Annotated in this window: 19 protein-coding genes; 9 read left to right on the forward strand and 10 right to left on the reverse strand. The window is 68.7% G+C overall.

The genetic code is table 11. The annotated features are described in order from the left end of the window. Window positions 1-43 precede the first annotated feature (43 nt). The 3 genes from ACTWP6_RS06030 to ACTWP6_RS06040 form a co-directional block, all read right to left on the reverse strand. Window positions 44-1,387: a lytic transglycosylase domain-containing protein gene (locus ACTWP6_RS06030; protein WP_443187129.1), complete on the reverse strand. Its 1,344-nt coding sequence runs from the start codon at window positions 1,385-1,387 to the stop codon at window positions 44-46. Between the two features lie 88 nt (window positions 1,388-1,475). Next, window positions 1,476-2,021, reverse strand: coding sequence for a DUF1003 domain-containing protein (locus tag ACTWP6_RS06035; RefSeq protein ID WP_260754722.1), 546 nt, complete (start codon window positions 2,019-2,021; stop codon window positions 1,476-1,478). Next, window positions 2,018-3,313 carry a magnesium transporter MgtE N-terminal domain-containing protein gene (locus tag ACTWP6_RS06040; protein WP_443187130.1) on the reverse strand — a complete coding sequence of 432 codons (1,296 nt, stop codon included), beginning with the start codon at window positions 3,311-3,313 and terminating at the stop codon, window positions 2,018-2,020. The genes ACTWP6_RS06035 and ACTWP6_RS06040 overlap by 4 nt, the downstream gene beginning before the upstream one ends. A gap of 26 nt (window positions 3,314-3,339) precedes the next feature. Here ACTWP6_RS06040 and ACTWP6_RS06045 point away from each other — a divergent pair, with 26 nt between their 5' ends. After that, a complete protein-coding gene (locus ACTWP6_RS06045) occupies window positions 3,340-4,296 on the forward strand; it encodes an HpcH/HpaI aldolase/citrate lyase family protein (RefSeq protein WP_260754720.1) in 957 nt (318 codons plus the stop codon). A gap of 13 nt (window positions 4,297-4,309) precedes the next feature. Here the strand turns inward: ACTWP6_RS06045 and ACTWP6_RS06050 are convergent, their stop codons facing one another. Continuing rightward, entirely contained in the window at window positions 4,310-4,990 is a 681-nt protein-coding gene (locus ACTWP6_RS06050) for a DUF4190 domain-containing protein (RefSeq protein WP_260754719.1), read from the reverse strand. A 120-nt stretch (window positions 4,991-5,110) separates the two neighbouring features. Between ACTWP6_RS06050 and ACTWP6_RS06055 the strand changes: the two genes are divergently transcribed. From ACTWP6_RS06055 to ACTWP6_RS06065, 3 genes are all read left to right on the forward strand, one after another. Continuing rightward, window positions 5,111-5,638: a general stress protein gene (locus tag ACTWP6_RS06055; protein WP_260754718.1), complete on the forward strand. Its 528-nt coding sequence runs from the start codon at window positions 5,111-5,113 to the stop codon at window positions 5,636-5,638. 143 nt (window positions 5,639-5,781) lie between these two features. Further along, the gene (locus ACTWP6_RS06060) at window positions 5,782-6,957 is read left to right on the forward strand and encodes an ABC transporter ATP-binding protein (protein ID WP_260754717.1); all 1,176 of its coding nucleotides are present in this window, start codon (window positions 5,782-5,784) and stop codon (window positions 6,955-6,957) included. Next, window positions 6,954-7,547: a suppressor of fused domain protein gene (locus ACTWP6_RS06065; RefSeq protein ID WP_443187131.1), complete on the forward strand. Its 594-nt coding sequence runs from the start codon at window positions 6,954-6,956 to the stop codon at window positions 7,545-7,547. The genes ACTWP6_RS06060 and ACTWP6_RS06065 overlap by 4 nt, the downstream gene beginning before the upstream one ends. Before the next feature lie 113 nt (window positions 7,548-7,660). On the opposite strand, the gene corA is transcribed toward ACTWP6_RS06065, so the two are convergent. Then, the gene (gene corA / locus ACTWP6_RS06070) at window positions 7,661-8,776 is read right to left on the reverse strand and encodes a magnesium/cobalt transporter CorA (protein WP_443187132.1); all 1,116 of its coding nucleotides are present in this window, start codon (window positions 8,774-8,776) and stop codon (window positions 7,661-7,663) included. A gap of 143 nt (window positions 8,777-8,919) precedes the next feature. Between corA and ACTWP6_RS06075 the strand changes: the two genes are divergently transcribed. Both ACTWP6_RS06075 and ACTWP6_RS06080 read left to right on the forward strand, forming a co-directional pair. Next, complete coding sequence (locus tag ACTWP6_RS06075) at window positions 8,920-10,101, forward strand: NAD(P)-dependent malic enzyme (protein ID WP_443187133.1); 1,182 nt, start codon at window positions 8,920-8,922, stop codon at window positions 10,099-10,101. 55 nt (window positions 10,102-10,156) lie between these two features. Next, window positions 10,157-10,972, forward strand: a complete 816-nt coding sequence (locus tag ACTWP6_RS06080) for a glycine betaine ABC transporter substrate-binding protein (RefSeq protein ID WP_260758232.1) — start codon at window positions 10,157-10,159, stop codon at window positions 10,970-10,972. A 109-nt stretch (window positions 10,973-11,081) separates the two neighbouring features. Here the strand turns inward: ACTWP6_RS06080 and ACTWP6_RS06085 are convergent, their stop codons facing one another. Beyond that, a complete protein-coding gene (locus ACTWP6_RS06085; RefSeq protein WP_443187134.1) occupies window positions 11,082-11,912 on the reverse strand; it encodes an SDR family NAD(P)-dependent oxidoreductase in 831 nt (276 codons plus the stop codon). A gap of 121 nt (window positions 11,913-12,033) precedes the next feature. On the opposite strand from ACTWP6_RS06085, the gene ACTWP6_RS06090 reads away from it, so the two are divergent. Beyond that, the gene (locus ACTWP6_RS06090; RefSeq protein WP_443187135.1) at window positions 12,034-12,387 is read left to right on the forward strand and encodes a DUF732 domain-containing protein; all 354 of its coding nucleotides are present in this window, start codon (window positions 12,034-12,036) and stop codon (window positions 12,385-12,387) included. Window positions 12,388-12,527: 140 nt separating this feature from the next. On the opposite strand, the gene ACTWP6_RS06095 is transcribed toward ACTWP6_RS06090, so the two are convergent. Both ACTWP6_RS06095 and ACTWP6_RS06100 read right to left on the reverse strand, forming a co-directional pair. Next, window positions 12,528-16,319, reverse strand: coding sequence for a multifunctional oxoglutarate decarboxylase/oxoglutarate dehydrogenase thiamine pyrophosphate-binding subunit/dihydrolipoyllysine-residue succinyltransferase subunit (locus ACTWP6_RS06095; protein ID WP_260758231.1), 3,792 nt, complete (start codon window positions 16,317-16,319; stop codon window positions 12,528-12,530). Between the two features lie 254 nt (window positions 16,320-16,573). Continuing rightward, complete coding sequence (locus ACTWP6_RS06100; RefSeq protein WP_443187136.1) at window positions 16,574-17,314, reverse strand: hypothetical protein; 741 nt, start codon at window positions 17,312-17,314, stop codon at window positions 16,574-16,576. Between the two features lie 140 nt (window positions 17,315-17,454). On the opposite strand from ACTWP6_RS06100, the gene ACTWP6_RS06105 reads away from it, so the two are divergent. Both ACTWP6_RS06105 and ACTWP6_RS06110 read left to right on the forward strand, forming a co-directional pair. Further along, the gene (locus ACTWP6_RS06105) at window positions 17,455-18,723 is read left to right on the forward strand and encodes a multidrug effflux MFS transporter (RefSeq protein ID WP_396884615.1); all 1,269 of its coding nucleotides are present in this window, start codon (window positions 17,455-17,457) and stop codon (window positions 18,721-18,723) included. Window positions 18,724-18,824: 101 nt separating this feature from the next. Beyond that, window positions 18,825-20,615, forward strand: a complete 1,791-nt coding sequence (locus tag ACTWP6_RS06110; RefSeq protein WP_260754711.1) for an MFS transporter — start codon at window positions 18,825-18,827, stop codon at window positions 20,613-20,615. Here the strand turns inward: ACTWP6_RS06110 and ACTWP6_RS06115 are convergent. Both ACTWP6_RS06115 and ACTWP6_RS06120 read right to left on the reverse strand, forming a co-directional pair. After that, window positions 20,612-22,003: an NAD(P)/FAD-dependent oxidoreductase gene (locus ACTWP6_RS06115; protein WP_260754710.1), complete on the reverse strand. Its 1,392-nt coding sequence runs from the start codon at window positions 22,001-22,003 to the stop codon at window positions 20,612-20,614. The two genes, ACTWP6_RS06110 and ACTWP6_RS06115, sit on opposite strands and share 4 nt — an antisense overlap. 18 nt (window positions 22,004-22,021) lie before the next feature. Then, on the reverse strand, window positions 22,022-23,368 hold the full coding sequence (locus ACTWP6_RS06120) for an FAD-binding oxidoreductase (RefSeq protein ID WP_260758229.1): 1,347 nt from the start codon (window positions 23,366-23,368) through the stop codon (window positions 22,022-22,024). Window positions 23,369-23,376 lie beyond the last annotated feature (8 nt).

Here is a 23,376-nt window from a genome sequence, read left to right on the forward strand (position 1 = left end):
GGCGCCGGACGGCCGGGCCCCCGAATGCGGGCGCCGGCGGTGCTCAGCCCACCGGGCCGGGCGCGGGTCCGGGTGCCGGACCGGGTGCCGGACCAGGCGCGGTCGGCATGTCGGGCACGGCGGCGGCCGGCGGCGCCGCCGGAGCGGGCGGCAGGCCGAACGGAGCCGCGGGCGCCGGGGCGGGTGCGGGGGGCGCCGCGGGCGGGAGGTCTTTGATGCAGAACACCGCGCACTCGGGCGCTCGCTGCTGTTGCTGCTGAATCCACGGCGGCACCCATGCCGGCGGCGGTGGGGCCACCGGTTCGGGCAACGCCTGCGGCGCCGGTCCGGGCAGCGGGCCGAGGCTTTGGCCCGGCACGAAGCCCGGCACGTTCTGGTTGATCTGGCTGGCCACATCGGTGCGGCTCATCAGGGGGATCAATGCCAGCGGATCGTTGGCGGGCAGGCCGGTCGCGTTGAGCGGAAGGCCCGGGCCGATGCCCTCTCGCCGGTCGAGGTGGCTGTTGGTGGTGGCCGCGGTGCTCAGCTCGGGAACCTCACCGGTGATCGGCGGTAGGTCGACCGGAACGACGCCGGTCGCGTATGCCGCGGCCCAGCTCAGCACGTTCTGGGCGTAGGCCATCGAGTTGTTGTAGCGCAGGATCGCGGCGATGACGTCGGGCTGATTGCGCAGGTTCATGTTGCCGCTGCACAGGTAGCGGGCCGCGGCCAGTGAGGCGTCGTACAGATTCTGGACGTCGGCCTTACCGTCGCCGTCACCATCGGAGGCATACCGTGACCACGTTCCGGGCAGGAACTGCATCGGCCCCATGGCCCGGGCGTAGATCACGCGATCGGCCGACCGGCTCTGCACGATGACCTCGTTGCCGGGCAGTGTGCCGTCCAGCGCGGGCCCGTAAATCGGCCGCACCGCGGTGCCGCGGGCGTCGGTGGCGCCGCCGTAGGCGTGCATCGACTCGATGCGCCCGATGCCGGCCAGCAAGTTCCAGCTCAGCCCGCAGCCGGGGTAGGCCGCCGCCATCATGGTCTCGGCGTTGCGGTAGGCGGCCAGCGCCGTCGACGGAATGCGAAGTGTGCCAGGCGAAGTGACGACCAGTGGCGGCGGGGGAGCCGACGAGCTGTTGGCCACGGTGCGCAACGGGGCCGGGGTCTTGGTGACAGCGACGACCGACGGGCCGGAACGGTCCGGTGCCGACGGGGCGACCGCGGCCAGTGGCATCACCGCCGAGTCGCGGCCGGGCTGGGTCGCCTGGGGAGCAGACGCGCCGACGGCTCCGGCGAGCACCAGTGGTGTGAGTACCGCGGCGACGCCGAATGCCGGCATCCGGACGAACTGCCCCGCGCGCCGCCGGGCCGCTGTGAGGGCCGATCCTCCCCCTATGTGCACTCGACCGTCCTAGCTGTCAGATCACCTGTGAATCAAGTCACCATACCTATTGGGCAACGTCGGTGTTACAGCAATGGGCGTGAGTGTCTCAGCCGGATTTCTTGGTCCTGCGTTCACCTGCGTCCTGTTTGCCGCTCTCGGGTCTGCCGGCGTCGGCGCGGGCGTGCAGATCCTGGATCAGCTCGCGGATCTCCTCCAGTTCGCGGCGCAGGTAGTCGCGGGTGGCGACCTCGCCGACGGCCAACCGCAGCGCCGCGAGCTCGCGGGCCAGGAACTCGGTGTCGGCCTTGGTCTGTTCGGCGCGTCGGCGATCCTCCTCCAGAGCGACCCGGTCGCGGTTCTCCTGGCGGTTCTGGGCGAGCAGGATCAGCGGCGCCGCATAAGCCGCCTGGGTGGAGAAGGCCAGGTTGAGGAGGATGAACGGGTACGGGTCCCATTGCCAGGCGAACGCGCCGAGGTTGAGCAGGATCCACACGATCACGACGATGGTCTGGATCGCGAGATAGCGGCCGGTGCCCAGGAACCGGGCGATCCGTTCGCTGAACCGGCCCACGGCCTCGACGTCCAGCCGGGGCGCCAGGCTCCGCGAGATCCTGGGGGTGTCCAGGCGCTGACGCGACGATGCGTCGCTCATGTGGCCTTCTCGGCGGTCACGATCACGGGCTCGGCCTCTCGTTCACGCCAGTCGTCGGGCAGCAGATGGTCCAGGACGTCGTCGACCGACACGGCCCCCAGCAGGTGGTTCTCCTCGTCCACCACCGGGCCGCACACCAGGTTGTAGGCCGCGAAATACCGGGTCACCGCGCCGAGCGAGTCCTCCGGGCCCAGCGTCGGCAGATCGGTGTCGATGATGCCGCTGACCAGCGCGGCGGGCGGCTCGCGGAGCAGCCGCTGGAGGTGCACGCACCCCAGGTAGCGTCCGGTCGGGGTGGCGGTCGGCGGCCGCACCACGAACACCAACGACGCCAGCGCCGGGGTCAGATCCGGGTCGCGGACCCGCGCCAGCGCCTCGGCGACGGTGGTGTCCGGGGCGAGTGCCACCGGTTCGGAGGTCATCAGACCGCCCGCGGTGTTCGGTGAGTGGCTCAGCAGCCGACGGACGTCCTCGGAGTCCTCCGGATCCATCCGGCGCAGGAACTGTTCGGCGTCGGCGGGCGTCATCGTGCCCAACAGATCGGCGGCGTCGTCGGGGTCCATCGCCTCGAGCACGTCGGCCGCCCGGTCGGTCTTGAGTTGGCGGAGCAGGGCCACCTGCTGGTCCACCGGCAGTTCCTGCAGCACATCGGCGAGGCGCTCGTCGTCGAAGGCGTTGATCACCTCGTAGCGCCGCTTGGCGGGCAGTTCCCGGATCGCGTCGGCCACCTCGACGGCGCGCTGGCCCTCGAACTGCTCCAGCAGCTGGGCCACTCCCTGATCGGGCATCGCCAGACCGGACGGGGTGAGGCCCTGCACGTTCTGCCATTCGACGGTGTAGACGTTGCTCCGCCGGCCCAGCCGGCGCTGCTGGCGCACCGCGACCTTGGTGACCATCCAGTCGCGGGTGCGGGTCTGTTCGATGGCGAGGTCGACGACCACCACGTCCACCCCGGCCAGTTCCGGCAGGTCCGGATCGTCGACGCGGACCCGGGTCTCGATCACCTGCCCGAGCACCAGCACCTCACCGGGCCGCTGGGAGAAGCGCCGCAGCGAGACGTTACCCGTCGACAGTGTGACCGCGCCCGGCTCGATGGCCGTGACGCGCAAAATCGGCACGAAAATTCTTCTGCGGGTGAGCAATTCGATGACGAGGCCGAGCACACGGGGTTGTTGGCGTACGACGCTGATGCCGACGACCACGTCACGGACACGGCCGATGGATTCGCCGTCGGGTCCGAGTACGACCATGCCCGCGAGACGAGCCGCATAGACCCTGTTGACCGACGCCATGGTTGTAAAGGGTAGAGAGTGTTGTTGTGGAAAACCGGTATCGACCCCGTCGGACGTGCCTGTCCGTGCCGGGCAGCAGCGCGAAGATGATCCAGAAGGCCAAGACCCTTCCCGCCGATCAGGTGTTCCTCGACCTTGAGGACGCCGTCGCCCCGGAGGCCAAGGCGCAGGCGCGCGAGCAGGTTGCCGCGGCGCTGGCCGAGCCGGGGTGGTCCGGAGCGCTGCGCGGGGTGCGCGTCAACGACTGGACCACCCCGTGGACGCATGCCGACATCATCGAGGTGGTCGCCAGGGCTGGGACCGCGCTGGACGTCGTGGTGCTGCCCAAGGTGACCGACGTGTCACACGTGTACGCCCTCGATCTCCTGCTCGGCCAGCTGGAGGCCACGCACGATCTGCCATTGGGGCACATCGGTATCGAGGCCCAGATCGAGGACGCCAAGGGGCTGACGAACGTCGACCTCATCGCCGCGGCACCCCGGGTCCAGGCCCTGGTGCTCGGTCCCGCTGATCTGATGGCGAGCCTGAACATGCGGACTCTGGAAGTCGGGGAGCAGCCCGAAGGGTACGGCGAGGGCGACGCCTATCACCACGTGTTGATGCGGATCCTGGTGGCGGCACGCGCCAACGGCATCGCCGCCATCGACGGCCCGTATCTGAAGGTGCGGGACGTCGAAGCGTTCCGGCGGGTCGCGGGCCGCTCGGCGGCGCTGGGCTACGACGGCAAGTGGGTGCTGCATCCCGACCAGATCGAGGCGGGCAACGAAATCTACAGCCCCCGTCAGGAGGCCTACGACCATGCCGAATTGATCCTGGAAGCCTACGAGTGGCACACCTCGAAGGCCGGCGGCGCCAGGGGAGCGGCGATGCTCGGCGACGAGATGATCGACGAGGCCAGCCGCAAGATGGCGCTGGTGATCGCGGGCAAGGGCAGGGCCGCGGGTATGCAGCGCAAGGGCGAGAGGTTCCAGCCGCCGAGCTAAGTGGTCCCGCGGGTCAGGAGCCCGAGCCGATGATGGCCAGGGTGGCGATGCCGCTGATCAGAAGGGTGAGCACACCGACGACGATGCCGGCGATCGCCAGCCCGTTGCCGTCCTGGTGGGTCTGCTTGATCTGGCCCATCGCCACGATGCCGAGCACGATCCCGACGATGGACCCCAGGCAACAGAACAGGCCGACGCACGAGGCCACCAGGGAGCCGATCGCCATGGTGTTGGTGCCCTGCGGGGGCGGCGGCCCGTAACCGAACTCGGCCCCGGTCCACCCGCCGGCGGGCGGATATCCGCCGGGTACGGCGCCGTACGGCGGCGGCGGGTAGGACGGGCCACCGAAATCCGGGGGCGGGTATCCCGGTGGGGCGTAGCCGGGGCCCGGGTAGGGCGCGGGCGGGCCGGCGTCGGGGTAGGGCGGCGGGTAACCGGCGGGCGGCGGATAGTCCGGCGCCGCGAACCCCCCGGGCGGCGGGTAGCCGGTGGTCGGCGTGTACGCCGGAGGCTGGTCGTACCCCGAGACCGGCGGCGGGTTGTATGCCGGCGGGTAGTTCTGCGGCTGCTCGGCCGCGGTGCCCTGGGTGTGCTCGATCGGAGGCGCTTCATAACCGGCCGAGGAAGGTTCGGACCCTCCCGTGGGGGAGTCGGACGATTCGCTACGGCCTGCGTCGTTGTCCGAATTTGTCATGCTGATCAACCTAGCCTAGCCGTGGGAAACCCGAGGTGAGCGCCGCGGCGGCACCTTCCGGGGGTGCCGCTCGTTGATCAGGGGACTAGCGTTACGTGGGCGTAGCGAAGGAGTGACGAGATGACCAGCCCGTTTCAGCCAGGACAGAATCCCGCTGCGGCGCCCGGCGGCCCGGCCACGGGACGTGGTCGCCCGGTAGGCCTTCCGACCCCGCCCAAGGGTTGGCCGATCGGTTCGTATCCCACCTATGCGGAGGCGCAGCGCGCCGTGGACTACCTGTCCGACCAAGAGTTTCCGGTCCAGCAGGTCACCATCGTCGGCGTGGACCTGATGCAGGTCGAGCGCGTCACAGGACGGTTGACGTGGCCGAAGGTGCTCGGCGGCGGGGTGCTCACCGGCGCCTGGCTGGGCCTGTTCATCGGTTTGATTCTCGGGTTCTTCAGCCCCAACCCGTGGAGTGCGCTCGTCACCGGGTTGATCGCCGGTGTGTTCTTCGGCCTGATCACCTCGGCGATCCCGTATGCGATGGCGCGCGGGACAAGAGATTTCAGTTCGACGCTGCAGCTGGTGGCCGGACGCTACGACGTGCTCTGCGACCCGCAGAACGCCGAGCGCGGCCGGGATCTGCTCGCCCGCCTGACCATCTGACTCCTGCGTCGTGCACCGCGGCGGCCTGCGGTGACGATGTTGCACTCGGCGACGCGTTGGCCCTAGTTTTGCCCCGCGGGACAATCCCGTCGCAGGGGCGGGTATCGGTGTGATGCCCGGGCCCGTGCGGTGAGAGGGAGCCGATGGCTGAGATCGTTTTGGACGGGGTGACCAAGAGTTACCCCGACGGCACGGCGGCTGTGCGCGACCTGTCGATCACGGTCGCCGACGGCGAATTCGTGATCCTGGTCGGGCCGTCGGGTTGCGGTAAGTCCACCACGCTCAACATGATCGCCGGACTCGAAGAGATCACCTCCGGCGAGTTGCGTATCGACGGTGAGCGGGTCAACGAGCGGTCGGTCAAAGACCGCGACATCGCGATGGTGTTCCAGTCGTATGCTCTCTACCCGCACATGACGGTGGGCGAGAACATCGCGTTCCCGCTGACCCTGGCCAAGCTGAACAGGTACGAGATCGCGCAGAAGGTCGAGCAGACGGCGAAAACCCTTGACCTGACTGCCGTGCTGGACCGTAAGCCGAGCCAGCTCTCGGGGGGTCAGCGCCAGCGGGTCGCGATGGGGCGCGCCATCGTGCGGAATCCCAAGGCCTTCCTGCTGGACGAGCCGTTGTCGAATCTCGATGCGAAGCTGAGGGGGCAGATGCGCACCGAGATCGCGCGTCTGCAGAAGCGGCTCGGGACGACGACGCTCTATGTGACCCATGACCAGACCGAGGCCATGACGCTCGGTGACCGGGTGGTGGTGATGTCGAGTGGCGCTGTGCAGCAGATCGGCACCCCCGAGGAGTTGTACCGCTCACCTGTCAACCTTTTCGTGGCCGGGTTCATCGGTTCCCCGGCGATGAACTTCTTCCCGGCCGCGCTGACCGAGCTCGGTATCCGGTTGCCTTTCGGTGAGATCCCGTTGACCGGAGCCGTCTACGAGCGGCTCAGGGATCACCGCTTCGCCGATGACCTGATCGCGGGGATCCGTCCAGAACACCTCGAGGACGCGGCCGTCATCGACGCCTATGCCAAGATCGGCGCCCTGGTGTTCGAGGTCACCGTCGAGATGGTGGAGACGCTGGGCGCCGACAAGTACGTCTACTTCGGGGTAGACGGCCCCGCGGCGCAGGCGGTGCAGCTGGCCGAGGTCGCCGCGGAGTCGGCGGCCGGTGAGAACGAGTTCGTCGCACGGTTTCCGGTGCATTCGGCGGCCAAGCCCGGGTCGACCGTGCAGCTGGCGTTGAATCCGGCCAACGTGCAGCTGTTCGATCCCCGTACCGGAAGCAACCTGTCCCTGCCGGAAGTGCGCGCATGACCGAGGTTCTCGACCTGGTTCGTGCGCATGTGCGGGATCACTTCGCCCGCAACGGCATCACCGCCGAGCCGGGCATTACCAGCGTCACCTTCCTGGGCACCGAACGCATCGACGTGCTGCGCTTCGCCGGGCCGGGAGATGCTGCGGTGCAGTATGTTTCGCTGGGGTGCTCGCGGCATCCGATGGTCGACCCGACCGACATGGTGGCCGATCCGGTGCAGGGTCCCCGTGCGGAGGTCGTGGTCGCGTTGCGTGGCCCCTCGCCTGCCGGGTTGTCGCGCTCGGTCGCGATCGTCGCGGCGGCCCCCGCGGTCGAGGGTCTGGTTCTGGCGCCCGACGCGCTGGTCGACCTCGAGACGCCGCTGTGGGAAGGCGCGCCGTTCACGGCGTTTCTGTTGGGCCACAGCGATATCGACGACGTCGTGTTGCCCGAGCCGTTGTCGCCGGTGACGCTGCTCTCGGCGGTGCCGATCACTCCGACGGAGGCGGCGTGGGTGCGACTCAAGGGTGCGGACGCGATGAGGGAGGCGTGGGTGCAGGACGGGGTCGATCCGACGGACCCACGGCGGCGAGCCGCCAATCCAACCTGAGCGGCGAGCCGCCAATCCAACCTGAGCGGCGAGCCGCCCCTGATTCGGCCGAGATTGCAGTCAGCGCGGGATCACCGCGAGATTCTGCGCGTGGAATGCGATTTCGGCGAGAATCAGAGCCAGTTGTTGCGCCGGAAGTTGCGGTACAGCAGCACGCACACCGTGGTCATCACCAGCAGGATCATCGGATAGCCGAATTCCCAGTGCAATTCAGGCATCGCGTCGAAGTTCATGCCGTAGATGCCTGCCATCGCGGTGGGTACGGCGGCGATGGCGACCCAGGCCGAGATCTTGCGCATGTCGACGTTCTGCTGCATCGCGACTTTACCGAGCGCGGCCTGCACCATCGAGCTCAGCATCTCGTCGAAGCTGGCGATGCGGTCGGCGGCTTTGATGGTGTGGTCGAGGACGTCGCGCATGTAGCGGCGGATCTCGGCGTCGACCAGATCGGCGTGGTCGCTGCCGATGCTCTGCAGATCGGTGGCCAGCGGGCTGACGGCCCGCCGCAGTTCGACGACCTCACGTTTGAGCAGGTAGATGCTCTCGATGTCGGTGCGCGCCTGCGGCGAGAAGATGTCCTCTTCCATGGCGTCGATGTCGTTCTCGATCAGATCGGTCACGTCGAGGTAGGTGTCGACGACCTGATCGGCGATCGCGTGCATCACCGCGTGCGGGCCGAGCCTCAGATTCGCCGGTGAGCTCTCCAGGCGTTTGCGCACCCCCGCGAGCCCGCCGTGTTCACCGTGGCGCACGGTGACGACGTAGTCCTTGCCGACGAAGATCATGACCTCGCCGGTCTCGACGATCTCGCGGGCCTTGGCCATCGAGTCGTGCTCGACATAGGTGACGGTCTTGAGGACCAAAAACAGCATGTCGTCGTAGCGCTCGAGTTTCGGGCGCTGGTGGGCGTGTACGGCGTCCTCGACGGCCAGTTCGTGCAGGCCGAAGACGTCGGCGACGGTCTGCATCTGTTGTTCGTCGGGTTCGTGCAGACCGATCCAGACGAAGGCCGCTTTCCCTTCGGCTTCGAGTTCGTGCACCTTGGCCAGCGCCGCGGCGTGGGTGTACTTGCCGGGCAACCGTTGGCCTTCGGAGTAGACGCCGCAGTCGACCATCGCCTGCGAAACCGGGAGGTGGATTCGCCTCGCGTCCGGACCGTCCTGACCTGCACCGCGCGCCGTGCCGGTAGGACGGCCCATCGACGGCGGCAACGCACGGAACGCCGGCATGTGCGACCTCCCCTCGTCAGGGCGCAGGGCTCGGACCTGCCCTTCGGGCACCGGCGAGAATCGTACGCGCCGGTCTGCGCCGTCGTTCTCACCGCGGGGGAACCCGTTCCGGTGAGTTCACGGGGTGGACTACCCTGACGCCCGTGTCGGAATCAGTGGGATCGGTCGAGCGCACGCCGCAGGTCGTCATCGAGGACAGCGAGATCTTCGAGGCTCACGAGGGCGGCAAGCTCTCGGTCGAACTGAAGTCGCCGCTGGACACCCAGCGGGCGCTGTCGATCGCATACACCCCGGGTGTGGCCCAGGTCAGCCGGGCGATCGCGGCGGACAAGACGCTGGCCGCGAAGTACACGTGGGCGAACCGGCTGGTCGCGGTCGTCAGTGACGGCAGCGCGGTGCTGGGGCTCGGGGACATCGGTGCGGCGGCGTCGCTGCCGGTGATGGAGGGCAAGAGCGCCCTGTTCAAGACGTTCGGCGGGCTGGACTCGATCCCGATCGTGCTGGACACCAACGATCCCGACGAGATCGTCGAGACGCTGATCCGGCTGCGGCCCAGCTTCGGCGCGGTGAATCTGGAGGACATCTCCGCCCCGCGCTGTTTCGAGATCGAGCGGCGTGTCATCGAGGCCCTGGATTGCCCGGTGATGCACGACGACCAGCACGGCACCGCGATCGTGGTGCTCGCCGCGCTGCACGGTGCGGCGAAGGTGCTCGACCGCGACATGAATACGCTGCGCGTGGTGATCTCCGGTGCCGGCGCCGCCGGGGTGGCGTGCGCGAACATTCTGCTGGCCAAGGGCATCGCCGACGTCACGGTGCTCGATTCCAAGGGGATCGTCCACACCGGCCGTGATGACCTGAACCCGTTCAAGGCCGCGCTTGCCGAGCGCACCAACCCGGCCGGCCGTACCGGGGGGATCGCCGAGGCGCTCGACGGCGCCGACATGTTCCTTGGTCTGTCGGCGGGTCTGGTCCCGGAGAACATCATCGCGACGATGGCGCCCAACGGGATCGTGTTCGCACTGTCGAATCCCGATCCCGAGATCCATCCGGACGCAGCCCGCAAATACGCGGCCGTGGTGGCGACCGGCCGCAGCGATTTCCCGAACCAGATCAACAACGTGCTGGCTTTCCCCGGGGTGTTCCGTGGGGCGCTGGATGCCGGCGCCCGGCGCATCACCGAGAAGATGAAGGTCGCTGCGGCCGAGGCGATCTTCTCGGTCGTCGGCGACGATCTCGCCGTCGACCATATCGTCCCGAGCGCGCTGGATCCGCGGGTGGGCCCCGCGGTGGCCGCCGCGGTTGCCGCCGCCTCTGAGGACTAGTCGACTGAGCCGCAACAGTTTTCGGGGCCCCTTGCTGCGGCTGGCGGCCGTGGTGATGGCCGGTGGGATACTGGCCGGGTGCGGTGGCCAGTCGTCGCCCCCGTCGATCCCGGTCGGCTCGCCGGCCGATCCGGAATCGCAGCTGATCGCCCACCTGTATGCGGCGGCGCTGCGTTATTACGGGAACCCGGCACACGTGACGGTGGCCGATGACCCGCTCGAATCGCTCGACCGGGACGAGGTGCAGGTGGCTCCCGGGTTCACCGGAACGCTGCTGGCGCGGTTCGCGCCCGACTCCGCGGCGCGGTCGGATGTGCAGGTCTACCGCACTCTGTTGTCGGTGCTGCCCGAGGGGGTCGCCGCCGGTGACTACACCACCTCGGCCGAGGACAAGCCGGCCGTGGCGGTCACCGAACAGACGGCGGACGACTGGGGCGGTCGCGACGTCGGCGCGATGGCCCGCCGCTGCGAGGGAATCTCGCTCGGCGCGGTCGCCGCGGTGCCGCACCCGTCGACGGTGGGGACGTGCTCCTTGGCACCGGCGCGGTCCTTCGCCGACGACGACGCCATGTTCGCCGCGCTCCGGGCCGGGCAGATCGACGCGGCGTGGACGACGACGGCGGCTCCCGATGTGCCCTCGCAGGTCGTGGTGCTGTCGGACAAGACGGCGTTGATCCGCGCCGAGAACCTGGTCCCGCTGTATCGGCGCAACGAGCTGACCGAGTCTCAGGTGCTGGCACTCAACGAGATCGCCGGTGTGCTGGACACCGGTTCGCTGGCGGACATGCGACGCATGGTCGCCGAGGGCACCGAGCCGGGTCTGGTGGCCGGGCAGTGGCTCGACGCCCACCCACTCGGCATCGGCAACTGAGCCTGGCCCTCACCGCGACCGTGCGTGTCTGCGGCGGACACGCCGTCGAGATCAGGCACTTTCCGCACGCTCGTCGCGCCGGCTCCGCACGCTCGAGAGGGCGAGCGGGCTACTTCGTCTTCGGTGTCAGCCGGGCCACGGCCTTGGGGAACAGGCTCTGGTATCCGGCGCCGACGACGCGGATGACGATCTCGAACATCTTCGCGTCGTTGCCCACCAAAATGCGGGCCTTGTTCTTGCGCACGCCGTCGAGGATGATCTTGGCGGCTTTCTCCGGGGTCGTGCTGGCGAGTTTCTTGTCGAAGGTCTTGGCCAGTTCCTCGGCGTCGAGCCCCTCGGCGGCGGTGGCGTTGCGTGCGATCGCGGTCTTGATGCCGCCGGGGTGCACACACGACACCTTGACCGGATGTCCGGCCAGTGCCATCTCCTGACGCAGTGCTTCGGTGAAGCCGCGAACGGCGAACTTCGCGGAGTTGTACGCCGCCTGGCCGGGCACCGAGAACAGGCCGAAGACGCTCGAGACGTTGACGACGTGTCCGTCGCCGGAGGCGATCAGGTGCGGCAGGAACGCCTTGGTGCCGTTGACCACACCCCAGTAGTCGACGTCCATCACCCGTTCCATGTCCTTGAACTGGCTGACCTCGATGTCGCCGGTGAACGCGATGCCGGCGTTGTTGTAGATCTGGTTGACCTTGCCGAAGTGCTCGGCGACGCTGTCGGCGTAGAGCAGGAACGCTTCGCGTTCGCTCACATTGAGGCGGTCGGCCTTCACCTGGGCGCCGATCGCCTTGAGCCGCTCCTCGGTGACCGCCAGGCCCTCGGTGTCGACGTCGCTGATCGCCACGTGCGCGCCGGAGCGCCCCAGTTCGATCGCCAGCGCCTGACCGATACCCGATCCGGCGCCGGTCACGACGACGACCTTTCCGGCAAAGCCCTCCATGTCAACTCCCTCGTGGTGTTCTACGCGTGTTGAGTTGGTGCGAGCTTACCGGTACCGCGGGTACCGATGCGGAATGGGTCACGGCGGTAATGACCGGAGCCGTCGCGACGACAGTCCGGGTATGAAGTTGACCTACCCGGCCGTCGCAGCGCTGTGCGCGTCGGCCGCCGCGGCCGCGACGCTCACCGCGGCCCCGGTCCACGCCGACACCGCGAACGACGTCTTCCTGTCGACGTTGCAGAACTACCGCCTCGGCGACATCGATCCGGCCACCGCGATGCGAGTCGGCCAGTCGGTGTGCCCGATGCTCGCCGAACCGGGGCAGAACGCGGCGAATGTGGCGGCCGACGTCGCCGACGCGCTCGGGCGCCCGCTGGGGCCCGCGACCATGTTCACCGGCTTGGCCATTCAGATCTTCTGCCCGCGCGCGGTCAATGCGCTCACCGACGGTGTGCCGTTCTCGTTCTTCCGCTGAGAGAACATCGGCGGCCCGTCCGGCCGCGCCCGCAGCCGACCGTGACCGTGCGCAAAGTGCGCACGATCCACGGCGTGTCGGCTGCAAACACGCACGCTCGCCGGAAGAAGCGCGCCGGGGCAGGAGGCGGCCCTCGGTCCTTACGCGAACGCTTCGTCGATGATCTCCTGCTGCTCGACTGCGTGCACCTTCGACGAACCCGACGACGGCGCCGACATCGCGCGCCGTGAGATCCGCTTGATGCCGGCGAACTTCTCCGGCAGCACCTCGGGCAGCGTCAACCCCAGCGTCGGCCAGGCGCCCTGGTTGGCAGGCTCCTCCTGCACCCAGAACTTCTCCTCGATGTTCGGGTACCGGTCCAGAGTCTCGGCCAGCCGTCGCTTCGGCAGTGGTGCCAGCTGCTCCAGGCGCACGATCGCCACGTCGTCGCGCTCCTGCTTGGCCTTGCGGGCCGCCAGCTCGTAGTACAGCTTTCCGCTGGTCAGCAGCAGCCGCTTGACCTTCGACCGGTCGCCGGTGCCCTCGGTGTAGGTGGGCTCCTCCAGCACCGACCGGAACTTGGCCTCGGTGAAGTCCCGCAGGTCGCTGACGGCGGCCTTGTTACGCAGCATCGACTTCGGCGTGAACACGATCAGCGGGCGGCGGATCCCGTCCAGGCCGTGGCGGCGCAGCAGGTGGAAGTAGTTCGCCGGTGTCGAGGGCACCGCGATCGTCATCGACCCTTCGGCCCACAGCTGCAGGAACCGCTCGATGCGGCCCGACGTGTGGTCAGGTCCCTGGCCCTCGTGGCCGTGCGGCAGGAGCAGCACCACGTCGGAGAGCTGGCCCCACTTGGCCTCGCCGGAGGAGATGAACTCGTCGATGATCGACTGCGCACCGTTGACGAAGTCGCCGAACTGGGCCTCCCACAGCACCAGCGCGTCGGGGTTGCCGACGGAGTAGCCGTACTCGAAACCGACGGCCGCGTACTCCGACAGCGCCGAGTCGTAGACCATGAACCGGCCGCCCGTCGGGTTGCCGTCGGCATCGACGGTCAGCAGCTCCAGCGGCGTGAACTCCCGGCCGGTCTTGCGGTCGATGATCACCGAGTGACGCTGGGTGAACGTGCCGCGCCGCGTGTCCTGGCCGGTCAGCCGGATGGTCTTGCCCTCGGCCAGGAACGAGCCCAGCGCCAGCAGCTCGGCGAACGCCCAGTCGACCTTGCCCTCGTAGGCCATCTCCCGGCGCTTCTCCAGCACCGGCTTGACGCGCGGATGCACGTTGAAGTCGTCGCCGAACGCCAGGTGCGCGTCACCGATGCGGGCCAGCAGGGACTTGTCGACGGCCGTGGTCATGCCGGCGGGCACCATCTGGTCGGACTCCACGGACTCACTCGGAGCGATCGTGTGTTTCTCCAGCTCACGGACCTCGTTGAACACCCGCTCGAGCTGGCCCTGGTAGTCGCGCAGCGCGTCTTCGGCTTCCTTCATCGAGATGTCGCCGCGGCCGATCAGCGCCTCGGTGTAGGACTTGCGGACACCGCGCTTGGTGTCGATCACGTCGTACATGTTCGGCTGGGTCATCGACGGGTCGTCGCCCTCGTTGTGGCCACGCCTGCGGTAGCACAACATGTCGATGACGACGTCCTTCTTGAACTTCTGCCGGAAATCGACGGCCAGCTTGGCCACCCACACCGCGGCTTCGGGGTCGTCGCCGTTGACGTGGAAGATCGGCGCGCCGATCATCTTCGCGACGTCCGTGCAGTACTCCGAGGAGCGGGAGTCGCTCGGCGAGGTGGTGAAGCCGATCTGGTTGTTGACGATGATGTGGAGCGTGCCGCCGGTGCGGTAGCCGCGTAGCAGCGCCAGGTTCAGCGTCTCGGCGACCACGCCCTGCCCGGCGAACGCGGCGTCGCCGTGCAGCATCATCGGCACGACCGAGAACTGCTCGGTGCCGTCGACCTCCTCGCCGACGTTCATCAGGTCCTGCTTGGCGCGGACGATGCCCTCCAGCACCGGGGCGACGGCTTCGAGGTGGCTGGGGTTGGCCACCAGCGAGACGTCGATGTCGTTGTCTCCGAACATCTGGATGTAGGTGCCGTTGGCGCCGAGGTGGTACTTCACATCGCCGGAGCCGTGCGCCTGCGACGGGTTCAGGTTGCCCTCGAACTCGGTGAAGATCTGGGAGTACGGCTTGCCGACGATGTTGGCCAGCACGTTGAGCCGGCCGCGGTGCGGCATCCCGATCACGACCTCGTCGAGTCCGTGCTCGGCACACTGGTCGATGGCCGCATCCATCATCGGGATGACGGTTTCGGCGCCCTCTAGCGAGAACCGTTTCTGCCCAACGTATTTGGTCTGCAGGAAGGTCTCGAACGCCTCGGCGGCGTTGAGCTTGCTCAGGATGTACTTCTGCTCGGCAACCGTCGGCTTCTCGTGCTTGACCTCGATGCGCTCCTGCAACCACTGCTGCTGCTCGGGCTCGAGGATGTGGGTGTACTCCACGCCGATGTGGCGGCAGTAGGCGTCCCGCAGCAGGCCGAGGATGTCGCGCAGCTTCTTGTGGGTCGCCCCGGCGAAGCCGTTCACCTTGAACTCGCGGTCGAGGTCCCACAGGGTCAGGCCGTGAGTGTTGACGTCGAGGTCGGGGTGGCTGCGGAATCGGGTCTTGTCCAGCCGCAGCGGGTCGATGTCGGCCATCAGGTGGCCGCGGTTGCGGTAGGCCGCGATCAGCTCGATGACGCGGGCGTTCTTGTCCTCGATGGAGTCCGGGTTGTCGATACGCCAGCGGACGGGCTCGTAGGGGATGCCCAGAGCGCGGAAGATCTCGTCGTAGAACTCGTCGTCGAGCAGCAGCTGGTGGATCGTGCGCAGGAAGTCGCCCGATTCGGCGCCCTGGATGATGCGGTGGTCGTAGGTCGACGTCAGCGTCATCAGCTTGCCGACGCCCAGCTCGGCGATGCGCTCCTCGCTCGCGCCCTGGAACTCGGCCGGGTACTCCATCGCGCCCGCGCCGATGATCGCACCCTGGCCCTGCATCAGGCGCGGCACCGAGTGCACGGTGCCGATGGTGCCGGGGTTGGTCAGCGAAATCGTCACGCCCGCAAAGTCTTCGGCGGTGAGCTTGCCGTCGCGGGCACGCCGCACGACGTCCTCGTAGGCGGCGATGAACTGCCCGAAGTGCATATTCTCGGTGTTCTTGATCGCGGCGACGACCAGGGAGCGCTTACCGTCCTTGCCCTGCAGGTCGATGGCCAGGCCCAGGTTGGTGTGCGCGGGTGTGACGGCAGTCGGCTTGCCGTCGGTCTCGGCGAAATGCCGATTCATGTTCGGGAACTTCTTGACCGCCTGCACGATCGCGTAGCCCAGCAGGTGGGTGAACGAGATCTTGCCGCCGCGCGTGCGCTTGAGGTGGTTGTTGATGACGATGCGGTTGTCGATCATCGCCTTGGCCGGGATGGCGCGCACGCTCGTCGCGGTCGGGACCTCCAGCGAGGCGGACATGTTCTTGGCCACGGCCGCGGCGGCGCCGCGCAGGACCTGGGTCTCGTCGTCCCCGGAGGTGGCCGCGGCCTTGGGCTTCGGCGCGGGCGAGGATTTGGCGTCGGACTTGTCGGTCCGGTCGGTCCTGTCGGTCCCGGTGCCCGACTTCGCGGGGGCTTTGTCCGTGGGTTTGGTGTCGCTCTTGGCGGGGGTCTTGTCCGCGGGTTTGGTCTTCGCTTTGTCGCTGGGCTTGGGTGTGTCGGTCCTGGTCGGCTGCCGACCGTTGGCGGTTTCCGGCGCCGGAGCCGGCGCGGGCTCCGGGGGAGCGGTCGGCCTGCCGTTGCTGCCGACAGACGACCCGCTTCCGCCGGGGGCGGGAGCGTCGTGCATGGGCTCGGGAGAGTAGTCGACGAGGAACTCGTGCCAACTCGGGTCAACCGATGACGGATCCTCGCGGAACTTGCGGTACATCTCTTCGACCAACCACTCGTTCTGACCGAATGGTGAAGGTGAGCTCACGGCTGCTTTTCGCCTCAATTCTTCGCTTCGGGCCAGCACCCCGCGGCAGCCGGCCACCCCTTTTCGACCCGGTGTGCGGTTACCCGCGTTTCAGCCGCCTCAAGGCTAGCGCTTCCGTCACCGACCCGACCAGGCAACGTACTTATGGTCATTGCGGTCACGCAGCGAGGACCGGCTGCGGCGAGTCGGATGCCCGCCGGGGCGCGCTACGAACGTTGTGGGGGCAGCAGATGCAGCAGGGAGGGCCAGCGGGTCGGCGGCTCGCCGAACGCCTTGTGCGCGTTGCCGACGATCCTCTTGCCCATCAACCGGTTGCCGACACCGCCGACGACGGCGCCGATCCCGACGGGCAGCATCTTGCCGAACGCCAACGCGCCGCGCTTGAGCGTGTAGCGCTTGACGAAATACCGCAGCAGCCGTGAGTTCAGCGTGGACAGGGCAGGCAGCGGCAGCGTCGCAGCGCCGTCGGACACCCACGCTCCGCTGGTGCGACGCGGACCGATGAGGTCGGCCACCGCGCGCTTGCTGTCCTCGCCGACGAGCACCGACAGCACGAGCGCGCGGCGGCGCTCGCGGTGTTCGGCGGGGATGCCGTGCACCTCGGCGACGGCGAGCACATACAGCGCCGTCGCCTCGAGGAAGACCACGGTCTCGCCGGCCACGGCCGACATCGCGACCAAGGTGCCGATGCCGGGATACGCGGCGGCGGACCCGACCGCCGCGCCGCTGGCCGTCACCGTCTCCATGTACTGCTTGTCCAGCCTGGCGATGATCTCGGCGGGGCCGGCTCCGCGATCGCTGTGCCGCAACCTCTCCACGTAGGCCTTGACGGCCGGCCCCTGCACGCGGGCTCCGCGCTCGATGATCTGGGAGAGCGCCTTGGCGGCGACGCCCGGATCCTCGTCGACGACCGCGGGCGGATTCTTGGCTCGTGACTTGGCACTCATGGGTGCGTCCTCCCTGTGAACCTGATCTCAGGCTAACGCGTAGACAACGAACGGCGACGGCGGCCACGTGCCCGGATGTGATCGCGGTCTCGGTCGGCGATCCGGGGAAGAAATTATTGGGAAGTGTCGCTAACCAAACAGTGGCAATATCCCCGGACGTGGATGTGAGGCAAACCGTGCTCGAAGCTCCGCCGAACCGCACCCGGATGATCGTGGTGCTCGGACTACTCGTGGCGTTGGGCCCGCTGACCATCGACATGTATCTGCCGGCCCTGCCGAGGATCGGTGAGGAGCTCTCGGTGTCCTCGTCGGTCACCCAGCTCACGCTGACCGGCACACTGGCGGGCCTGGCGATCGGGCAGCTGGTCATCGGTCCGCTGTCGGACTCGCTGGGCCGCCGCAGGCCGCTGTTCGCCGGCATCGTGGTGCACATGGCCGCCTCGCTGCTGTGCCTGTTCGCGACCAACATCACCGTGCTCGGCATCGCCCGCGGACTGCAGGGCATGGGTGCCGCGGCCGGCATGGTGGTCGCGATCGCGGTCGTCGGTGACCTCTACAAGGACAACGCCGCCGCGACGGTCATGTCGAGGTTGATGCTGGTGCTGGGTGTCGCGCCGGTGCTGGCGCCGTCGCTGGGCGCCGCGGTACTGCTGCACGGCTCGTGGCACTGGGTGTTCGCCGCGCTCGTGGTCATCGCCGGCGCGCTGCTGGTGATGGCGGTGCTGGGGTTGCCCGAGACACTTCCGGTCGACCACCGCCGTCCGCTCAAGGTGCGCGGCATCGCGATGACGTACCTGGAACTGCTCCGCGACGTGCGGTTCGTGATCCTGATGATGGTCGGCGCGCTGGGCATGTCGGGCCTGTTCGCCTACATCGCCGGTGCCTCGTTCGTGCTGCAGGGCCGGTTCGGCCTGGGACAGACCGCGTTCGCGCTGGTGTTCGGCGCCGGTGCGATCGCGCTGATCGGCACCACCCAGTGCAACGTCGTACTGCTCAAAAGGTTCACCCCGCAGCAGATCATGCTGTGGGCGCTGGTCGCGGCTTCGGTGTCCGGCGCGGTGTTCGTCGCGCTGGCCGCCGCGCACGTCGGCGGGCTGTTCGGTTTCGTGATCCCCGTGTGGGCCATCCTGGCCGCGATGGGCCTGGTGATCCCGAACGCGCCCGCAGTCGCTCTGATGCGCCACCCCGATGCCGCGGGCACCGCCGCAGCGCTGCTCGGCGCCGTGCAGTTCGGGATGGGAGCGGCGATCGCGCCGGTGGTCGGGGTGCTGGGCAACGACGAGCTCGCGATGGCCGTCGTGATGGCCGCCGGTGTCCTCGTCGCATTGACCGCGCTGCTGCTGACCGGCGTGCACCGCAACCCGTCACCGGCCGCCGTCACCGAGGAGGCGGTCGCCGAGTCCGCCTGAGCGCGCGGGCGTCCGCGCGCTGACTTGTCGGGGCTTCCGCCGGACCGTAGCGTCAGGCGCGACGATCATCTCCCCCCGAGTGAATTCTGGCTGACTGCACCATGTTCGAAACCGTGACGCCGCGTGCCAGGGGTGCCAACCCCTGGCACGCGTTGTGGGCACTGCTGGTCGGGTTCTTCATGATCCTGGTCGACGCGACGATCGTGCCCGTCGCCAATCCGGCGATCATGGCCCAGTTGAACGTCGACTACGACGCGGTGATCTGGGTGACCAGCGCCTACCTGCTGGCCTACGCCGTGCCGCTGCTGGTCGCCGGCCGGCTCGGGGACCGGTACGGGCCCAAGACCATGTACCTGCTCGGTCTGGCGGTGTTCACGGTCGCATCGCTGTGGTGCGGGCTTTCGGACAGCATCGCCATGCTGGTCGCCGCCCGGGTGCTACAGGGCGTGGGCGCGGCGCTGCTCACCCCGCAGACACTGACGGTGATCACCCGCACCTTCCCGGCGCACAACCGCGGCGTGGCGATGAGCGTGTGGGGCGCCACCGCCGGAGTCGCGACGCTGGCCGGACCGCTGGCCGGCGGGGTGCTGGTGGACACGCTGGGCTGGCAGTGGATCTTCATCGTCAACGTGCCGGTGGGCATCGTGGGCTTGGCCCTGGCGGTGTATCTGGTGCCGTCGCTGCCGACTCAGCGCCGGCAGCGCCTCGATCTGCCCGGGGTGGTGCTGTCCGGGGTCGGCATGTTCCTGATCGTGTTCGCGCTGCAGGAAGGCCAGGCCCACCACTGGGCCGCCTGGATCTGGGCCACCGTCGCCGTCGGTGTCGCGGTGATGGTGGTGTTCGTGTACTGGCAGTCGATCAACACCGGCGAACCGCTGATACCGCTGATCATCTTCCGGGACCGGAACTTCTCGATGTCCAACCTCGGGGTGGCGACGATCGGGTTCGTCGCCACCGGGATGATCCTGCCGCTGATGTTCTACGCGCAGGCGGTATGTGGCCTGACCCCGACGCAGGCGGCGGTGCTGACCGCGCCGATGGCCGTCGCGACCGGTGTGCTGGCGCCGGTGGTGGGCCGCATCGTCGACCGGGCCCATCCGCGCTCGGTGGTCGGGTTCGGCTTCTCCCTGATGGCGATCGGCCTGACGTGGCTGTCCATCGAGATGACGCCCACCACCCCGATCTGGCGGCTGGTGCTGCCGCTGACGGCGATGGGCGTGGCGATGGCGTTCATCTGGTCGCCGCTGGCGGCGACGGCGACCAGGAATCTGCCCCCGCAGCTGGCCGGTGCCGGTTCCGGTGTCTACAACACCACCCGGCAGGTGGGTTCGGTGCTGGGCAGTGCGGGCATGGCGGCGCTGATGGCCTCCGAGCTGTCGGCCAAGCTCCCGGGCGGCGCAGGCGGGCCCCCGCAGGGTGAGGGCCAGGTGGCGCGGTTGCCCGAGTTCCTGCACGCGCCGTTCGCCGCGGCGATGTCGCAGTCGATGCTGCTGCCGGCGTTCGTCGCGCTCTTCGGCGTCGTCGCGGCGCTGTTCCTGATGGACCTGATCCGGTCGGTGTCGCAGGCCGCTGCCGAGTCCGTCACCGAACCGGACCCGCAGTCCGATCCGGGCCCGGGGTACGACCCGGACCACGAGCTGTATTGGGCCGACGGCGAAGACGACTACATCGAGTACGAGGTGCCCTGGGAGGAGCGCAGCGGTGTGGTGGCCGACACCGACGTGCTGCGCCCGGTTGCCATTCCCGATCCGGACCGGGAATGGCGCAGCATCCTCGATCAGCTGATGGTCGACGACGAGCCGGACCGTAATGGCCGCAACGGCTTTCATCTTCCACACGACGGCGACGGCGACGGGGCGAGCGGCGCGCGGGGCAAGCACGCGCGCGGCTAGCCGCTCATCAGTCCGATCAGCTGTTCGTTGGTCTTGCGCAGCGCCACGGCGAGGGCGCCCAGCGCCTTGTCGCGCACCCGTTCCTTGCCCGGCGGGAACACCGGGAACAGGTCGCGCGCGGCGTTGAGGCGCGCCGACTTCAACCACTCCATCAGATCCTGGTCGTGCAACCAGCGCAACTGAGCGGCGTTGTCGGCCAACGTGTGCCGAAGCCAGTCGATCGGCGCGTCGGGGTGCGGGACCGGCACACACAACTCGTTGCGGGTGGCGTCGTCGGGGTAGGCGGCCTCTACGTGGGCGATGAACGCCGAGCTGAACACCTGCTGGCAGCTGCGCACGCTCTGCAGTGTGATGTGGTCGCCGTCGAACACCGGCACCGACGGAGGCCGGGGCAGCCCCTGGGTCGTGCAGTCCACATACAACGAGGGTGCGGGCACCGTCACCGTGCCCTCGCGCAACCGGATGTGGTCGTGGTCGACGTGATCGATGTGGCCGAGACGCACCACATCGCCGATTAGGCGCAGGTGCTCCAGTTCGCGTTCCGACACGATCGCGCAGTGGTACATGGTGGGGGTTATCGCGGGGTCGAGACGCAGCAGGATCCGGGCGTCCTCGAGCCCGGCGAAAAGATCGTCGAGCGAGCCCGCGTCGGCGATCACCTGCATCCGCACCGCGACGGAGTCGCGCAGCGCCTTGACGAACCGCGGCCCCGGCTGGATGTTGGCCCGGTTCAGCAGCCACGACTCGCGGGGCCTGACCCAGCGCACCTGCTCGGGTGGTACCCCGTTGCGCAGCAGCCACAGGCAGCAGTCCATCCCGGTCTTGCCGCCACCCACGATCGTGAAGTGCTCGTGGGCCGGCGCGCGGCGCGGCAGGTCGTTGGGGGCGGCCACGTCGATTCCGTCGGCGGCCGAGAACGGCGCCGCGCGCATCGACTGCACGACGGTCAGCAGATAGGTGGCGTCGACGGTCCGGCGCCGCACCGTCACGCGGCGCTGTTCTCCGTCGAGGGTGCGGAAGGTGTTGTCGCCCAGATACCGCGCCATCGGAAAGTAGGTGAGCCGTCCGGTGGGCAGCATGTGGTTGCGCATCACCTGGTCGTAGTAGGCGCACACCTCGTGGCCGGTGGCCAGTTCGAAGAAGCCCTCGTTCAGACCGCTGCGGTCCACCTCGTCCTCGTTGCCCAGCGACTGTGAGTTCACGCCGTAGTAGGCCGACGGCTGGTGCAGCCGCACGAACGGATATACCGAGTTCCAGTGCCCGCCGGGCTGGTGGTTCTCGTCGACGAGCGCGATCGTCGCGTCCGTCTCGCTCAGCAGTGTGTCGACGAACGCCATCCCCATGGCGCCCGCCCCTACGACAAGGTAATCAGCCTCGATCCCGGCCATCCTGTGCCAAGGTACCGGTCAGGAGAACAGCACCGCGGGATTCAGATAGCCGGTGGGGTCGAAGGCGGCCTTGACCGCGCGCATCGCGGCGATGTCCGCCTCGGTCCGCGCCATCGCCAGATAGTCGCGCTTACGGGTCCCCACGCCGTGTTCGGAGCTGACGTTGCCGCCGTGACGGGCGATCAGCGCCATCATCGCCGAGTACAGGTCGCGCTCCCGGTCATCGTGGAGGTTGCAGCGCACGATGTTCAGGTGCAGGTTGCCCTCGCCGATGTGGCCGAACAGCACCGGGATGGCCTCGGGCGCATGCTCGGCGATCAGGGCTGCGGCCTCGTCGGCGAACCCGCGGATAGCTGAAAGCGGAAGCGACACATCGAACTTCAGGGGCGGACCGTAGACGCCGAGCACCTCGGCCACGGCCTCGCGGACCTGCCACAGCCGCTGCTGGGCATTCGTGTCGACCCCGACGGCCGGCTCGTCGGCCAGCTCGGCGTCCTCCAGCGCGTCGGCCAGCCGGTCGGTGAGATCGGTGACGCCGGCCAGTTCGATCAGCAACTGCCACGCGCCAAGGACCGGCGCGGCGACCCCGGCATGCTCGGCGGTCAGCGCGCTGGCTCTGGCGTCGATCAGCTCCAGCGCGGCGATCCCCTCCATGTCGCGGAACACCCGGCCCGTCGCGATCAGGGCCTCCAGGTCGTCGAAACCGCAGATCGCGGTGACGCGCTGCCGGGGTGTCGGGTGCAACCGCAGGTCCAGCGCGGTGATCACCCCGAGCGTGCCCTCGGCGCCGACGAACAGCGACGCCAGGTCGTAGCCGGTGTTGTCGCTGCGGACCTGGCTGTGCCGGTGCACCACGGTGCCGTCGGGAAGCACCACGTCGAGCCCGAGGACCTGTTCACCCATGTTGCCGTAGCAGACCGTGCGCAGTCCCCCGGCGTTGGTGGAGGCCATCCCCCCGACGGTGGCCGAATCCCGCGCGGCGAGATCGACGCCGAACACCAAGCCCGCCGTCCCGGCCGCGCGCTGCACCTCGGCCAGTGTCACCCCCGCGCCGACGCGGACCCGGCGCTCGAGGACGTCGACCTCGCCGATGTCGCGCAACCGCTCGGTCGAGAGCAGCACGTCGTCGTGTTCGGGCACCGTGCCGGCGACCAACGAGGTGCGTCCGCCCTGCACGGTCACGCTCACACCGGCGTCGCGGCACGCCCGCAGCACGGCGGCCACCTCGTCGGTGGAACCCGGACGCACCAGCAGCGACGCCCGGCCCCGGTACCGCCCGGTGTGGTCGACGCTGCGTCCGGCGAGCACGTCGGGATCGGTGCTCACGTGGGTGGCCCCGACGATCGCGGTGAGCCGGTCGGACAGCGCTTCGG

It is taken from the genome of Mycobacterium sp. 4D054 (genome assembly GCF_052245755.1).
GTDB lineage: Bacteria > Actinomycetota > Actinomycetes > Mycobacteriales > Mycobacteriaceae > Mycobacterium.